This is a genomic window from Daejeonella sp. (assembly GCF_017495225.1).
GTDB lineage: Bacteria > Bacteroidota > Bacteroidia > Sphingobacteriales > Sphingobacteriaceae > Daejeonella.
Genome location: NZ_JAFEIG010000020.1, coordinates 417,756 through 432,606, shown reverse-complemented (window position 1 = coordinate 432,606; position 14,851 = coordinate 417,756). Strand labels below are relative to the sequence as shown.

The following is a 14,851-nucleotide window of genomic DNA, read 5'->3' as shown; positions in this document are numbered from 1 at the left end:
TCAGTTTGATATAATTAGTAATTAACATGTGTTGAAAACAGATTAAAAACGAATACAGGTTTAAGATGTTATTAAAATCTAAAAATGTTTAAAAATTTAAAGACTATTGCGAACGTTGATTAGCCAATAAATACAATACTGCCATTCTTATGGCAACACCGTTCTCTACTTGATCAAGAATTATAGATTGTTTACTGTCAGCAACATCACTTGTGATTTCTACCCCCCGATTTATTGGACCAGGGTGCATTACAATAATTTCTTTGTCAAGTGAGTTAAGTATTTGTTTATTAAGTCCGTACATCATTGAATATTCTCTCAATGAAGGGAAATACTTAATATCTTGTCGCTCTAATTGAATACGTAACATGTTTGCTACATCGCACCAATTTAACGCTTTTAATAGGTCGTGTTCAATTTTTACACCTAAGCTACCAATGTATTTAGGGATCAATGTGCTTGGTCCGCATACCATTACCTCTGCACCTAATTTTTGTAGGCAAAGTATATTAGAAAGCGCTACTCTTGAATGAAGGATATCGCCAATGATGGCTACTTTTTTGCCTGAAACATCTCCGTATTTTTCTCTGATAGAAAATGCATCAAGTAGAGCTTGGGTAGGATGTTCATGAGCCCCATCTCCAGCGTTCACTATTTGAGCATTTACATGTTTACTGAGGAATATTCCAGCACCTGGATAGGGGTGTCTCATCACCACCATATCTACTTTCATGGCTAAAATATTGTTTACCGTATCAATTAGGGTTTCGCCCTTGCTTACCGAAGACGAAGATGCCGCAAAGTTGACGGTATCTGCTGATAATCTTTTTTGTGCAAGTTCGAATGATAAGCGAGTTCTAGTTGAGTTTTCAAAAAATATATTGGCAATGGTTACATCTCTTAAAGACGGCACCTTTTTAATGGGTCTGTTAAGTACATCTTTGAAAGTATCAGCAGTCTCGAATATTAATTCGATATCTCTAGTGGTGAGATCTTTTATTCCCAGCAGGTGTTTGGTACTTAATGTATTGATTTTTTCTGCCATTATTTTTCTGATAGTAAGATCACTTTATCTTCATGGTCTGTTTCTTTCCAACTCACAATCACTTTTTGAGAATCAATGGTATCAACCTTAATTCCGATATAATCTGCTTCAATAGGTAAATGTCTTGAGAAGCGCCTGTCTACGAGCGTTAATAATTCTACTTTTTCTGGTCGGCCAAAAGATTGTATCGCATCCATTGCTGCACGAATCGTTCTGCCGGTCCAAAGTACATCATCTACTAAGATTACTTTTTTGCCTTCTATTATAAAATCAATTTCGGTACTGCTAGGGATTAATAACCCCTCCTTGCGACGGAAGTCATCACGAAAGAAAGTAATATCCAGATTGCCGTTCTCAATTGTAATTTCAGGCATTATTTTTTTTAATTCAGCAATAATGCGTTTTGCAAGAAAAACGCCTCGAGGCTGAATGCCTAAAATAACTGAATTGTTAAAATGATCATGATTTTCAATTAACTGATGACAAAGGCGCTGGATAGTGATCTGGAATTTAGGACCGTCAAGCAGATTTAATGTTTGCATCAGTGGATTTGTTTGATCAAAAATATGAATTTTTTTTTTACTCCAATTGAGAATTCTGCAAATTAATTCAGTATTGCCTAAAAATAGGCTAAATACTTGTTTTTATAGAATAAAAACGTTTTTTACAAAAAAAAGCCCTGATTTTCATCAGGGCTTTTGAAATATAAATAAAGCTATTGAGCTTATTCTTCTGTACTTTCTGCTGCTTCAGCGCTAGCTGCTGCATCAGTTTCAGTTTTCTTTGTTTTTTTGGCTTTGCTTTCTGCACCTTCCATTTTCTCTTTCAATTGTGCCAATACACCAAGATCACCTAAAGTAGACTTCTCAACCGACTCTTTTACCTTTTTAACGGCAGTAGTAGTCGCTTTTGCTTCTTTCTTCTTAGCATTGAATTCTTCTTTGCGCTCTTCAGCTTTAGCCTCTTCCCAAATGCGGGCGTGAGAAACTACGATACGCTTAGAATCTTTGTTAAATTCAATGATTCTGAATTCAGCAGTCTCATCAGCTTTGATAGAAGTACCATCTTCTTTTGCCATGTGTTTAGTAGGAGCGAATCCTTCTACACCGTAAGGCAATGCAATGATTGCACCTTTATCAGTAACTTTTAATACTGTTCCTTCGTGAATAGATTCAAGAGTGAATACAGTTTCGAAAGTTTCCCAAGGGTTTTCTTCTAACTGCTTGTGGCCTAAGCTCAATTTGCGGTTAGCTTCATCAAGTTCAAGAACAATCACATCAAGTGACTCACCAACTTTAGTGAATTCGTTTGGATGATTTACTTTCTTAGACCATGAAAGATCAGAAATATGGATTAATCCGTCGATACCTTCTTCAATTTCAACAAATACACCAAAGTTAGTCATGTTCTTAACAACAGCTTTGTGCTGACTTCCAATTGGATAGCGCTCGCCAATGTTTTTCCATGGATCTGGAGTAAGTTGCTTAATACCAAGGCTCATTTTACGCTCATTACGATCTAATGTCAATACTTGAGCTTCTACTTCATCGCCAACCTTTAAGAATTCTTGTGGGTTACGAAGATTTTGAGACCATGACATTTCAGATACGTGAATTAAGCCTTCAACACCTGGTGTGATTTCAAGGAATGCACCGTAATCTGCAACAGTTACAATTCTACCTTTAACTTTAGATCCCACTTCTAAGGTAGTATCTAAGGCCTCCCAAGGATGAGAAGTTAATTGCTTTAATCCTAAGGCGATACGCTTTTTCTCATCGTCAAAGTCTAAAACAACCACATTGATCTTTTGATCAAGTGTTAATACCTCACGTGGATGCTCTATACGGCCCCATGAAATATCAGTTATGTGTAATAAACCGTCTACGCCACCAAGGTCGATGAACACACCGAAATCGGTAATGTTTTTAACAGTACCTTCAAGTACCTGACCTTTTTCAAGTTTTGCAACGATTTCAGTTTTTTGATTTTCTAAATCGTCTTCAATCAATACTTTATGAGATACAACTACGTTTTTAAACTCATGGTTGATTTTTACAACCTTGAATTCCATTGTTTTACCAACATAAACATCGTAATCACGGATAGGCTTGATGTCAATTTGCGATCCTGGAAGGAAAGCTTCAACACCCATAATATCCACAATCAAACCACCTTTTGTACGGCTCTTAACAAAACCTGTGATGATTCTGTCTTGATCCAAAGCTTCATTGATTGTTTCCCATGAACGTTGTGTTTTTGCACGCTTACGAGATAATACCAACTGTCCGTTAGCATCTTCTTGTGATTCTACAAATACATCAACTGAATCACCAATTTTTAAATCTGGTGTATCACGGAATTCAGATAAAGACACTAAACCATCAGATTTGAATCCAATGTTTAATACCACATCTTTGTTGTTAATCGATACAACAACGCCTGAGATAATCTCACCCTTGTTAATCGAATTGAAAGTTCCAGCATACATTTCTTCAAACTTTTCACGGTCTGCAGTGCTGTAATTACCAAAACCTTTATCATCCGCATCCCAGTCGAAATCGCCAGATGGGGTGATTAATGTTTTTGATTTGATCTCTTCGATCGACACTGAATCAGCTTCTGATTCAATTGTTTCCTTTTGTTTAACCGTAGTGGTCTCTTCGCCTTGAAGTTCCGCTTGTTTCGCAGTTAACTCCTTTTCAGCTTCTAGTTTTTTAGCCATTAATTAATTTATCTCCTTTTTCCGATATTAAATCGGACTGCAAAGGTAGAAAAATTCATTTTTATTAAAAAACATTTTGACGCTTTATTTTCAATTATTTTTAAACGGAACTATCTGATAATTATCGTTTTATTTTTTTTATTTAAGTCTTTTTAATAAAAACAGTCTTTTAATAGATATGTAGCAATATAATATAGGCCATATTTTAAGCTTATTTTTCTAGCTCAAAGCATTTTTACACCTTTAGATGCTGTAATGGATATTAAGCAGATCTTGGGAAGGAAAAATTATAGGAAATTTATTCACTTAAAGTTTTAAGTGCTTCAAAGCAAATTCTAATTGCTGTGACTCATTTATATTACTGTTATCGAGTATAATAGCATCTTGGGCTTGTATTAGCGGACTCTCCTTACGTGTTGTGTCTTGAAGGTCGCGTTTGGCAAGATTGTCATAGATTTCTTCAATTTTTACCTTCTCGCCCTTGCTGATGAGTTCATTGTATCTACGTTCAGCCCTAATTTGGGGATCTGCTGTCATGAACAATTTAAGATCTGCATTGGGGAATACCACCGTTCCAATATCTCTTCCATCCATCACAATATTGCCTGATTTGCCCATTCTTTGCTGCTGCCTAACCATTTCTACCCTAACATCTTTTATGGCACTTACCAAACTTACTTTCTCTGCTACATGCATTTGACGGATTTCTTTCGAAACATCTTCATCATTTAAGGTAATAACAGTCTCATTGTTTAAAGTTTGAAAATCGAGATGGATATTTTCTAAAGCTTCTTTTATTATTTCAGGCCTTTTAAGGTCAATATTGTTCCGCAAAAAATATAGGGTAACAGCCCGATACATCGCACCACTGTCAATGTAGATAAAATTCAATTTTTTGGCTAAAGCTTTAGCTAGAGTGCTTTTTCCACATGAAGAATAACCATCAATGGCTATAACAATATTTTTGCTCATTGCTGCAAAAATAGGATTTGAATTGGATATTTGAAGGTTATTTCGTATATTATTATTATAAAAAATCTTTAATAAGAAGCATTTGTGTACTATTTGGTATTTTTGAAAATGGAACTCAAAAAGGTAGATATTCTTAAAGAACTTACTTTCAAAACCTCAAGAAGCGGAGGTAAAGGAGGTCAGCATGTAAACAAGGTTTCTACAAAGGTTGAGCTAAATTTTGACTTGAAATCAACCTCTCTTTTTACCGAAGAAGAAAAAGGCCGCTTGTTTTTAAAACTCGCAAATCGTATTAATTCTGACGGAATTCTACAAATTATAACTGAAGAGGAGAGGAGCCAAATCAAAAATAAAGAACGAAGTATCCAAAAATTACTCATTCTATTAAAAAATGCACTGTTTATTCCTAAAATAAGGAAAGCTAGCAAGCCTAAAAGGTCGGCAATTGAGAAAAGATTAAAATCTAAGCAAATAACCTCCTTGAAAAAGATTAGCCGCAGGAATGAATGGTTAGATTGATCAATTAAATCTATAAAATAATGCAATAGAGCCATATTGATGTGGCTTTGCATTACTTTTTACTTCTCTTGTTTTAAAGAGTACTGAAAAGTCGGCCGTAATTCTGTTTTGAGAGTATGTAGCCCCAAATTGTTGAGTAAAGACTATAGGTTTTGTATCAAAAACAATTGGCCCTTTTTCTTTATTGAAAAGTCCACCTTGAATAGTTGCATCATAAAGCACATAATTCAGCATTGGTTTTGCATAAAAAAAGAATTCTTTTTCGGCAATGTCTTTGGGGCTAGCACTATTTGATATGCGGCTTTGAGAGCTAGATGACTTAAATAGCGGATTGATTGCCCCTGATCGGAATGTTAATCCGGCGCCTGCCCCAGAAAATGTATTTCCAAGGTTTAAATATGAGTTGGCGGTAAAATCAACTTTATCATTCGCAATACGATTAATTAAGTAATTGAATTCAGCGGAAGCATTAATTGCAAACTCATTGTTTACTTGCCACTGCCAGCCATCAATTTTATAAAAACCTACAACATCATGCATTAATTCTTGGGCCTCTTGTGCTAATGAAGCTGGACCGATGGTGCCACCTTGCAGACTTAGTTTTAAATTGTTTTCTGATTGATATAATAGGTTTAAGGAGGCACCGGCATATAAATATCCTGCGAAAGGACGATCTACATAAATGCTATTCGAAATACTCCCTGATTGGGGATTGAATATTTTTTGCCCGGCTTCCAATTCAAGAATCATTTTATTAAGATTCTCGTTTTTGATTTTTACAGTATTTAGGGTAGTTCTAAAATTCAGTATTAATCCATTAGTATAATAACGATCTTGTCCACCAGCTAAATAGCTATCATTTTCACTTCTGAAACCAAATTCGCTTTTATAATTTATTGTTTGTGCTTTTAAAGAATCGAATAGAAAACAAAAGAGAGTTGTAAAAAGTAAAATAAATTTCTTCATGGGAAGCTTTCTGTAAAAATTGTGAATGTTTACAAATTTGCTATTTTTTTATTAGAAACTGTATCCTAAACTTATTCCTGCATAGTAGGGAATGAAGAAATTTTTATTAAAAATCGGACTAAGACCTGCGCGGAATGAAAATCCACGGTCACTAGGTTGTAGACGGTATGCAAAACTCATAGTCCCTAAAACACTACTATTATTCTCATCAAATAATAATGAGTCGCCGTCCCCTCCAATAAGCATTAAAGAGGCACCCAATCCCATTTCAAAAAAATGTTTTTCTTTACCGAGTAAATAATTTAAAGAAATTGGTACCGTTGTCGCTCTATCACCGTTTTCTCCAATATGACCAATTCCAATTCTACCACCTAAACCGTCTCTTCGTTTAGAAAATCTGGAGTCATAATTGGCAGTGAATAATAGTCCTTGGCCACCTAATTCAACAAAAATGTTTTGAGCTCTTTTTTCAGTAATGGTACTCTCTTTTGTTTGAGCATTTGCAATGCTGCTAATAAATAAAACTAGACTTAGAATGAAAAATGATTTTATTTTCATGAATCAGGGTTTAATTAAATAAAAATAAATCCAACTATTAATTGATGCTGGTTCCAGCTAAATTCTTAACTGTTAATTCTATCGCATCTTTCACCTTATCCTTACTTAGTGCAAGTTCGATTACTTCTTTCATCTCACTTACATAGTGAAATTTAAGATCCTTGATATAATCTTCTTTAATTTCAAGAATATCTTTTCTATTTGATTTAGAAAGTATAATCTCTTTAATATTTGCTCTCTTTGCAGCTAAAATTTTCTCTTTAATTCCACCTACAGGCAGTACTTTGCCACGGAGGGTGATTTCACCAGTCATAGCCAAGTGAGGTCTCACTTTACGTTGAGTAAATACTGAAGTAAGCGCCGTTAGCATGGTAATACCAGCTGATGGGCCATCCTTTGGTGTAGCGCCAGCAGGCACGTGAACATGCACATCCCATTGGTCAAATAAACGGAAATCAATATTGAATTTCGACGCATTAGCACGTAAATAGGCCATTGCAATTGTTGCCGATTCCTTCATGACATCACCTAGGTTACCAGTTAAGGATAATTTACCTTTACCTGGGCTTAAACTGGCTTCGATAAATAAAATATCACCACCTACCTGGGTCCAAGCTAGTCCCGTAACAACTCCAGCGACTTCATTACCTTCGTAAAGATCCTTGTCATAAATTGGCGGACCAAGAATTGTTTCTACATCAGTTTTGCTAATAATGGGATTATATTCTACATCCATTGCCACTTTTGTAGCTACTCCACGTACTAATGAACCTATTTTTTTCTCTAGTCCGCGGACTCCAGATTCTCTCGTATAATCTTCAATAACCTTTTCAATTACTGCGCTTTTTAAAGAAATATCTTTCGATTTAATACCGTGTTGATCACGTTGTTTTGGCAGTAAATGTTGTTTTGCTATTTCTATTTTTTCCTCAATAGTATATCCATTCACCTCAATAATTTCCATTCTATCTAGTAGGGCAGGTTGGATGGAGCTTAAGGAATTAGCTGTGGCGATGAACATGACGCTCGATAGGTCATAATCCACTTCTACATAATGATCATAAAATGCATTATTTTGCTCAGGATCAAGTACTTCAAGCAAGGCAGATGAAGGATCACCACGGAAGTCATTTCCCACCTTATCAATCTCATCTAATACAAAAACAGGATTTGAAGATCCAGCTTTCTTAATAGATTGGATAATTCTTCCTGGCATTGCGCCGATGTAAGTCTTGCGATGACCTCTAATTTCAGCTTCATCTCTAATTCCACCTAAAGCCATTCTGACATATTTTCTACCTAAAGCTTTGGCAATAGATTTACCAAGGGAAGTTTTTCCAACTCCTGGAGGGCCTACCAAACATAGGATAGGAGCCTTCATGTTATGTTTTAGCTTTAATACAGCTAAATATTCTATGATTCGCTGTTTTACTTTCTCTAGTCCGTAATGCTCCTTTTCTAAAACCTTTTCTGCTCTTTTTAAGTCGAAATTATCTTTCGTGAAATCATTCCAAGGTAGATCGAGTAATAATTCGAGGTAATTGATCTGGATAGAATAATCGGCTGCAGCAGGATTCATCCTAGCTAGCTTTTCAATTTCTTTATTAAAGTGATTGGCCGCATCTTTGGTCCATTTTTTACGTGTTGCTCTAAGACGTAAATTTTCAATTTCTAAATCTGGAGAATTGCCGCCTAGCTCTTCCTGAATAGTTTTTAACTGTTGGTTCAGGAAATAATCTCGCTGCTGTTTATCTAAATCAACCCTAACTTTTGATTGGATTTGATTTTTAAGCTCTTGCATTTGTAGCTCTTGGGTTAAATGACCCAAAACCATTTTTGCACGTTCATGAAGGTTCACAACCTCAAGCATTTGTTGCTTTGCGGCCACGTCGGCATTCATGTTAGAAGATATAAAGTTTATTAAGAAAGAGGAACTTTCTATATTTTTAATAGCAATTCCAGCTTCGCTAGGGATATTTGGTGAAAGATCAATGATTTGCATGGCCATTTCCTTAATGGATGCCATAAGTGCCTTGAATTCTTTATCAGTTTTCGGTCGAACTTCCTCAAACTTTTGAATAGTAGCCTTTATATAAGGCTCGCTTTGAACTTCCTCATTTAAACGAAAACGTTGTTTACCTTGAATGATTACGGTTGTATTTCCGTCAGGCATTTGCAGCATTTTAATGATTAATGCTACAGTACCAACCTGGTTTAATTCTTCAAAACTAGGGTCTTCAATACCTACATCTCTTTGCGAAACCACGCCAATGATTCGGTCGCCTCGATAAGCATCTTTAATTAATTTGATTGATTTATCTCTACCAACTGTGATAGGAATAACAACACCAGGAAATAAAACTGTATTCCTTAAAGGTAAAATCGACAAAATGTCGGGTGTTTCTTCATTGTTCATTTCCTCTTCGTCTTCTTGAGACATAAGTGGAAAGAACTCAGTATCTTCATTAATTAAGGGCAAAGTACGGTTAAAATCAAAGTTGTCGTAGTTACTCATCTATATATTTTATAACGTCATAATGACAGTTAAATTTATTTAAGGGCAATAAAATAGCCTTCCCTATAACTGTACAAGCTATGTGCCAATTTCAAATATGGTTAAAAAAGGCAGGATTAGGAAAAATTACGACATTTCTACTGACGATTGTTTTGTTTAAATATTTAATCTCTTTTGTTTGTTATTTTCAATTTATTGAAGAGTATATTTGAATTATCAATTTTGATGAATTTATCAAATAACAAATTCTTTTTTCTTGTGTTTTATAAATTTGTACTTTTAAAATAATAATGGCTTTTTGTCGTTTAATCCTTGTAATCTTTCTACTATTAAAATGAAGTTATTCTTAAGTTTATTATTAATCATTTTTTCTGCGAATATCACTTTCGCTCAAACATCTTATCATAAAATGGGGCAGAAGGCTCTAATTGATGGTGATTTTAAATCAGCTGTAAGTAATCTTGAAAAAGCACTCGCTACAGACTCATCAGATGTGAATACGCTTTATATGCTCGGTTATTCCTATTATCATGCTGCAAGCTACAAAGCCGCTGTAAATACATTTAATAAAGTTATTTCATTAAAGCCAAGCGATAACAGTGCCTTTTATTATCGAGGGAAAGCAAGTAATAACTTGGCTAATGAAACTAAAGGTATTTCAAACGCTGATCGAGAAAAGTTACTTCTTTTAGCTATTAAGGATTTTACCAAAGCCATTGATTTAAATCCTGAGGATGTAAAACTTTATCAAAACAGAGCCGTAGCTTACAGAGATTATGGTGTTCTTAAAGGCCAGAAAATTCCAAATTTCTACGATAAGAATAAAGCAGCAAGCTCATTGAAATCATGTATTTCTGATTTTGAAAAGGTTTTATCTATTACACCAGACCGACGAGATATTATCAGTCAGTTAGCTGATGCCAAAGCATATTTGCTAAACTTCAAATAAATCAATAAAATCTATTTGTTAAAACCCGATCTCATTCGGGTTTTCTTTTTTATAATAATTTAAGATATTAGTGCTCTTAAATAATTTCATGAATAGCTCCATCCGAAAATTTGAAAATTTACATATCGCATTTTGGTTAGTTAAAGACACTTGTTGGGTTCTAGATTTTAGGATTTTAGGTGTTATAATGATTATTCCAACGCTTTTTCTAGCTTTTTATATTACCTATAAGTTTAGAAAACATGTTTCTGAATTATTCCATAATATGGCAGTCTGCCTATGGATTATAGCCAATACCACATGGATGTTGGGAGAATTTTTCTTTGATGATACTTTTAGGCCCTATTCAACGGTGTTTTTTATTGGAGGGCTCTTAATTATTGGATATTATTATCTTTTTGTTTTTAGAAATTTAAAGATCGATACTCCTGATCAATAAAACTCTCTTAAAAATATTATTTGATTATTTCAGCTTCAATAAACAAGCTGTTTTTACCTAATAGTATTACGTTTTGTTTTTTTTCTATGCTATAAATAGAATCAGGAATATAAACTAACACCTCTGTTGATTCATAGAGGTAGTTTTTGTTGATATTTTTAATAAATATTCGTTTAAAATTGCCTTTTTGGTCTTTATTTACTTGAATTTCTCTTGTGCGTAGGTTAGGATCTTTGGCATAATAAGATGACTGAACAGTATTTTGAGTAATTTTATAGCTATCTTTCCAAGCTGGTTTATTGATATCTGAACTAATAAAAAGGCTTAATTCATTCAGCCAGTCGATTTCGATTTTATTCTTGCTTTCAGTTGTGCCATTCTGTCGAATGGTTTTATTTACAAGGCTTTTTTTCTTGTTTAAACGCTCAGCTTCAGATTTGAAATAAGTTTCTAAATCTATGTAAACAGGTTTCTGAGCTTTGTCCTCAGCCTGTTTACATGACATTAAAAAGAATAAAAACAGATAAAAGCCGATATGTCGCATTTAAGAAACAAGGATTTCGCCAGTCATAATTTCTGGCGGATTTATACCCATTATTTTTAAGATACTTGGTGCGATATCTCCTAGTTTACCGTCCTTAATAAGTTTAAAATCTTTATCAATAAGTATGCAAGGAACAAGATTGGTAGTATGGGCGGTATTTGGTGATCCATCCGGATTTACCATAAAATCAGCATTGCCATGATCAGCTAAAATTATAAATGAATAGCCGTTTTTGATTCCACATTCAACAACTTTTTGTAGGCAATGATCTACAGTTTCTACTGCTTTTACTACCGCACTAAATACTCCCGTATGCCCAACCATATCTGGATTTGCAAAATTTAAACAAACAAAGTCTGGCCATTTATTTTCAAGTTCAGTACAAATAGAATCTGCAATTTGTATAGCGCTCATTTCAGGCTGCAGGTCGTAAGTAGCAACTTTGGGAGAGGGAATTAAAAGTCTTTTTTCATTTTCAAACTCTTTTTCTCTACCTCCTGAGAAGAAAAAGGTAACATGTGGATATTTTTCAGTCTCGGCAATTCTAATTTGTTTTTTATTATTTTTCTCCAGAATAGCCCCTAGTGTATCATTCAGATCATCTTTAGTAAATACAACACGTACGTTTTTGAAGGTGTCATCGTAGCTTGTTAGTGTTACATAATGCAGAATAAGCGGCTTCATGTCATATTCAGGAAATGCCTGCTGAGTTAAAACGGTGGTGATTTCTCTTCCTCTATCTGTTCTGAAATTAAAGCAAATTACCACATCGCCCTCTTCAATCTTTCCTACTGGGAGTCCGTCATTGTCTATTTTAACAATTGGTTGAATAAATTCATCACTTACACCCTCATCATATGAATTTTGGATACTTTCTGAAATGTCATTGCTAGCCTTCCCTGTACCATTCACCATGAGGTCGTAGGCCAGTTTAACTCGCTCCCAACGATTATCTCTATCCATAGCATAATAACGCCCTATAGCAGAAGCGATAGTGCCTGATGAGTTCTGTAGATGATTTTCAAGATCTAGAATGAATTTTAATCCAGAATTAGGGTCAGTGTCACGGCCATCCATAAAGGCATGTATGTATACATTTTTTATGTGATTGTCTTTCGCAGCATCACATAAACCCTTTAAATGGTCGATATGTGAATGTACACCTCCATTGGATAATAGACCTATAAAGTGGACATTTTTATTTTCCTTCTTTGCATATTCGAAGGCAGATTTTAAAACAGGATTACTTACTAATTCATTATCCTTTACAGCTTTATTAATTCTGCCAAGTTCTTGATAAACTACTCTTCCGGCTCCTAAATTCATATGACCTACCTCAGAATTTCCCATTTGCCCAGCTGGTAGGCCAACAGCTTCTCCAGAGGCTTCCAGTTTAGAATTTGGATATTCCTGAATAAGTTTATCAAAAAATGGTGTATTTGCTACACTTACAGCATCAGTCTTATCATGTTTCCCATAGCCCCATCCATCGAGGATCAAAAGAATTGCTTTTTTATTTTCCACATTACAAATATACGCGTACCTATTAAAATAATCCATATAATTTAAAGAATGGCTTAGTTATTGATTTGTTATTGATTATAATATGGGAACTTCATTATTTCAAACTATTTTTTCATTCATAGTTCTATTTGTGCCTTTTCAAGTACAAAATTTTGATTCTTTTGAGGATATTGCCTCTTATTTGAAAGAATCTGATAGTCGCAATATTGCTGCATACTTTGCGCCATTAATTGAAATGAATATTCTAAATGAAGAGAATGAATATTCAAAAGCACAGGCTGAACTTATTCTACGCGACTTCTTGCTGAAAAATAAACCTAGCACTGTTAAAATTTTACACCAATTAAATTCAAATTCTAATTATCGATTTGCAGTGTTTTCGTTTCAGGGGATTGATAAAAAATTCAGGATTTCAATATCCATGGCCAAAGAAGGCGATTCCTTTACTATTAAGGTAATCAGGATAGAATACGACAAAGAATGAATTTATTAAGATAATTTCTATTTTTGTGGCCTAGAAACTTACATGAACTTAGATAAAGATTTTTTAGGGCCGTTTATTCAAAATGCATTAGCAGAAGATGTGGGCGATGGTGATCACACTTCACTTTCAACAATTCCGCAAGGGCAACAAGGGAAAGCTAAATTATTAATTAAAGACTCTGGTATTATTGCAGGTGTTGATGTTGCTTTAGAGATATTTAAAGCAATTGATCCTAATCTTAAGCTTGAAGTAATTATTAATGATGGTGAGCCAGTAAAACATGGCGACATCGCCTTTTTTGTGTCAGGGAGCGTCCATTCTATCTTAAAAGCCGAGCGTTTAGTTTTAAATACTATGCAAAGAATGAGTGGTATTGCCACCAAAACTAATTCTATTGTTAAGGTATTGGAAGGAACTAATACCCAGGTTCTTGATACACGGAAAACTACACCAGGATTACGTTATTTGGAGAAATTATCTGTGAAAATTGGGGGAGGGGTTAACCACCGTTTCGGACTCTATGATATGATTCTAATCAAAGATAATCACGTAGATTATGCTGGTGGAATCACAAATGCAATCCATTCTGCTCACAATTATCTAAAAGTCAATAAAATTCAAATTCCTATTGAAATAGAAGTCAGAAATCTTCAAGAATTAATGCAAGTAATCGAAATAGGTTCTGTTGATAGGATTTTATTAGACAATTTCGACTTTTCAACGCTTATAAAGGCAGTTCAACTTATAAATGGAGCATTCATAACTGAAGCTTCTGGAGGAATTACTGAAAATAATGTATTGGAATATGCGAAATGTGGAGTTGATTATGTTTCTATGGGGGCTTTAACCCATTCAGTTAAGAGTCTAGATATGAGCTTAAAAGCAGTGAATCCATAAATAAAAACAAAAATTTAATCTTAACACCTAATTGAATTAGTATAATTGTAACCTAATGATTTCAATTTACTCAATTTCTGCCTTAATCTTTGCCTACCTTTTTGGGTCAATCCCTACCGCCGTATGGATAGGTCAGGCTTTTTATGGTATTGATGTTAGAGAATATGGTAGTGGAAATGCCGGTGCAACCAATACTTTTAGAGTTTTAGGTAAAAAAGCGGGAATTGCAGTGATGATTCTTGATATCCTCAAAGGATATACCGCAACTAATTTAGCTTATCTTATCGGCCTATCTGTTACTGGTCCGCAAGATTCTGTTCAATTTGTTAACTATCAACTAGCATTAGGTATTACAGCCGTAATGGGGCATTTATTTCCTGTTTTCGCCGGATTTAGAGGTGGTAAAGGAATTGCAACCTTGTTCGGTATGATTGTAGCTGTACATCCAGGCTCTGCTCTTGTATGTGTGCTTACCTTTGTAATTGTCTTATTGATATCTAAATATGTTTCATTAAGCTCAATTCTTTCCGGATTTTCCTTCCCACTGAGTATAATTTTTATTTTTCAATCTCCAATTCGCTCGGTAGTGCTTTATGGCATGTGCATCTGTATTTTAATACTAGTTACACATCAAAAAAACATTGAACGTCTTTTGAAAGGAAAGGAATCAAAAGTTAATCTTTTTAAACGAAAAGAATAGTTTTTTTTATAATCAAT

Annotated in this window: 15 protein-coding genes; 6 read left to right on the top strand and 9 right to left on the bottom strand. The window is 34.5% G+C overall.

What is annotated here, in order from left to right; genetic code table 11:
* Positions 1-103: 103 nt before the first annotated feature.
* The 4 genes from QZ136_RS09230 to cmk all read right to left on the bottom strand — a co-directional run bounded on the left by QZ136_RS09230 (position 104) and on the right by cmk (position 4,739).
* Positions 104-1,045 carry an aspartate carbamoyltransferase catalytic subunit gene (locus QZ136_RS09230; RefSeq protein ID WP_291402694.1) on the bottom strand — a complete coding sequence of 314 codons (942 nt, stop codon included), beginning with the start codon at positions 1,043-1,045 and terminating at the stop codon, positions 104-106.
* Complete coding sequence (gene pyrR, locus QZ136_RS09225) at positions 1,045-1,587, bottom strand: bifunctional pyr operon transcriptional regulator/uracil phosphoribosyltransferase PyrR (RefSeq protein ID WP_291402692.1); 543 nt, start codon at positions 1,585-1,587, stop codon at positions 1,045-1,047. Before pyrR ends, QZ136_RS09230 begins: the two co-directional genes overlap by 1 nt.
* Before the next feature lie 182 nt (positions 1,588-1,769).
* Positions 1,770-3,767 (bottom strand): 30S ribosomal protein S1, encoded by a 1,998-nt coding sequence (gene rpsA, locus QZ136_RS09220; protein WP_291402690.1) that lies wholly within the window; start codon positions 3,765-3,767, stop codon positions 1,770-1,772.
* Positions 3,768-4,073: 306 nt separating this feature from the next.
* Complete coding sequence (cmk, locus tag QZ136_RS09215) at positions 4,074-4,739, bottom strand: (d)CMP kinase (RefSeq protein WP_291402688.1); 666 nt, start codon at positions 4,737-4,739, stop codon at positions 4,074-4,076.
* Positions 4,740-4,847: 108 nt separating this feature from the next.
* Here cmk and arfB point away from each other — a divergent pair, with 108 nt between their 5' ends.
* Entirely contained in the window at positions 4,848-5,258 is a 411-nt protein-coding gene (gene arfB / locus QZ136_RS09210; RefSeq protein ID WP_291402686.1) for an alternative ribosome rescue aminoacyl-tRNA hydrolase ArfB, read from the top strand.
* On the opposite strand, the gene QZ136_RS09205 is transcribed toward arfB, so the two are convergent.
* From QZ136_RS09205 to lon, 3 genes are read right to left on the bottom strand one after another with little or no spacing between them, the layout of a single operon-like run.
* Positions 5,259-6,224, bottom strand: a complete 966-nt coding sequence (locus QZ136_RS09205) for a lipid A deacylase LpxR family protein (protein WP_291402684.1) — start codon at positions 6,222-6,224, stop codon at positions 5,259-5,261.
* Between the two features lie 51 nt (positions 6,225-6,275).
* Entirely contained in the window at positions 6,276-6,782 is a 507-nt protein-coding gene (locus QZ136_RS09200) for a hypothetical protein (protein WP_291402682.1), read from the bottom strand.
* Between the two features lie 37 nt (positions 6,783-6,819).
* Entirely contained in the window at positions 6,820-9,297 is a 2,478-nt protein-coding gene (gene lon / locus QZ136_RS09195; RefSeq protein ID WP_291402680.1) for an endopeptidase La, read from the bottom strand.
* A 334-nt stretch (positions 9,298-9,631) separates the two neighbouring features.
* Here lon and QZ136_RS09190 point away from each other — a divergent pair, with 334 nt between their 5' ends.
* Positions 9,632-10,246, top strand: coding sequence for a tetratricopeptide repeat protein (locus tag QZ136_RS09190; RefSeq protein ID WP_291402677.1), 615 nt, complete (start codon positions 9,632-9,634; stop codon positions 10,244-10,246).
* A gap of 88 nt (positions 10,247-10,334) precedes the next feature.
* Complete coding sequence (locus tag QZ136_RS09185) at positions 10,335-10,685, top strand: hypothetical protein (protein ID WP_291402675.1); 351 nt, start codon at positions 10,335-10,337, stop codon at positions 10,683-10,685.
* Between the two features lie 16 nt (positions 10,686-10,701).
* Here QZ136_RS09185 and QZ136_RS09180 read toward each other — a convergent pair whose 3' ends face one another.
* Together QZ136_RS09180 and gpmI are read right to left on the bottom strand one after the other, a co-directional pair.
* Entirely contained in the window at positions 10,702-11,190 is a 489-nt protein-coding gene (locus tag QZ136_RS09180) for a hypothetical protein (RefSeq protein WP_291402673.1), read from the bottom strand.
* Between the two features lie 39 nt (positions 11,191-11,229).
* Positions 11,230-12,753 carry a 2,3-bisphosphoglycerate-independent phosphoglycerate mutase gene (gpmI, locus tag QZ136_RS09175; protein WP_291402671.1) on the bottom strand — a complete coding sequence of 508 codons (1,524 nt, stop codon included), beginning with the start codon at positions 12,751-12,753 and terminating at the stop codon, positions 11,230-11,232.
* A gap of 82 nt (positions 12,754-12,835) precedes the next feature.
* Between gpmI and QZ136_RS09170 the strand changes: the two genes are divergently transcribed.
* The 3 genes from QZ136_RS09170 to plsY are packed head-to-tail and all read left to right on the top strand — an operon-like array spanning position 12,836 to position 14,834.
* On the top strand, positions 12,836-13,237 hold the full coding sequence (locus QZ136_RS09170) for a DUF4783 domain-containing protein (protein WP_291402669.1): 402 nt from the start codon (positions 12,836-12,838) through the stop codon (positions 13,235-13,237).
* Between the two features lie 42 nt (positions 13,238-13,279).
* Positions 13,280-14,134: a carboxylating nicotinate-nucleotide diphosphorylase gene (nadC, locus tag QZ136_RS09165; protein ID WP_291402667.1), complete on the top strand. Its 855-nt coding sequence runs from the start codon at positions 13,280-13,282 to the stop codon at positions 14,132-14,134.
* Positions 14,135-14,189: 55 nt separating this feature from the next.
* Positions 14,190-14,834 carry a glycerol-3-phosphate 1-O-acyltransferase PlsY gene (gene plsY, locus QZ136_RS09160; RefSeq protein WP_291402666.1) on the top strand — a complete coding sequence of 215 codons (645 nt, stop codon included), beginning with the start codon at positions 14,190-14,192 and terminating at the stop codon, positions 14,832-14,834.
* The last annotated feature ends 17 nt before the right edge of the window (positions 14,835-14,851 follow it).

What these genes read in the sequence shown, in the direction of transcription:
- QZ136_RS09230 (WP_291402694.1), bottom strand. Translation starts at nt 1,045, where the DNA reads ATGGCAGAAAAAATCAATACATTAAGTACCAAACACCTGCTGGGAATA.
- pyrR (WP_291402692.1), bottom strand. Translation starts at nt 1,587, where the DNA reads ATGCAAACATTAAATCTGCTTGACGGTCCTAAATTCCAGATCACTATC.
- rpsA (WP_291402690.1), bottom strand. Translation starts at nt 3,767, where the DNA reads ATGGCTAAAAAACTAGAAGCTGAAAAGGAGTTAACTGCGAAACAAGCG.
- cmk (WP_291402688.1), bottom strand. Translation starts at nt 4,739, where the DNA reads ATGAGCAAAAATATTGTTATAGCCATTGATGGTTATTCTTCATGTGGA.
- arfB (WP_291402686.1), top strand. Translation starts at nt 4,848, where the DNA reads ATGGAACTCAAAAAGGTAGATATTCTTAAAGAACTTACTTTCAAAACC.
- QZ136_RS09205 (WP_291402684.1), bottom strand. Translation starts at nt 6,224, where the DNA reads ATGAAGAAATTTATTTTACTTTTTACAACTCTCTTTTGTTTTCTATTC.
- QZ136_RS09200 (WP_291402682.1), bottom strand. Translation starts at nt 6,782, where the DNA reads ATGAAAATAAAATCATTTTTCATTCTAAGTCTAGTTTTATTTATTAGC.
- lon (WP_291402680.1), bottom strand. Translation starts at nt 9,297, where the DNA reads ATGAGTAACTACGACAACTTTGATTTTAACCGTACTTTGCCCTTAATT.
- QZ136_RS09190 (WP_291402677.1), top strand. Translation starts at nt 9,632, where the DNA reads ATGAAGTTATTCTTAAGTTTATTATTAATCATTTTTTCTGCGAATATC.
- QZ136_RS09185 (WP_291402675.1), top strand. Translation starts at nt 10,335, where the DNA reads ATGAATAGCTCCATCCGAAAATTTGAAAATTTACATATCGCATTTTGG.
- QZ136_RS09180 (WP_291402673.1), bottom strand. Translation starts at nt 11,190, where the DNA reads ATGTCATGTAAACAGGCTGAGGACAAAGCTCAGAAACCTGTTTACATA.
- QZ136_RS09170 (WP_291402669.1), top strand. Translation starts at nt 12,836, where the DNA reads ATGGGAACTTCATTATTTCAAACTATTTTTTCATTCATAGTTCTATTT.
- nadC (WP_291402667.1), top strand. Translation starts at nt 13,280, where the DNA reads ATGAACTTAGATAAAGATTTTTTAGGGCCGTTTATTCAAAATGCATTA.
- plsY (WP_291402666.1), top strand. Translation starts at nt 14,190, where the DNA reads ATGATTTCAATTTACTCAATTTCTGCCTTAATCTTTGCCTACCTTTTT.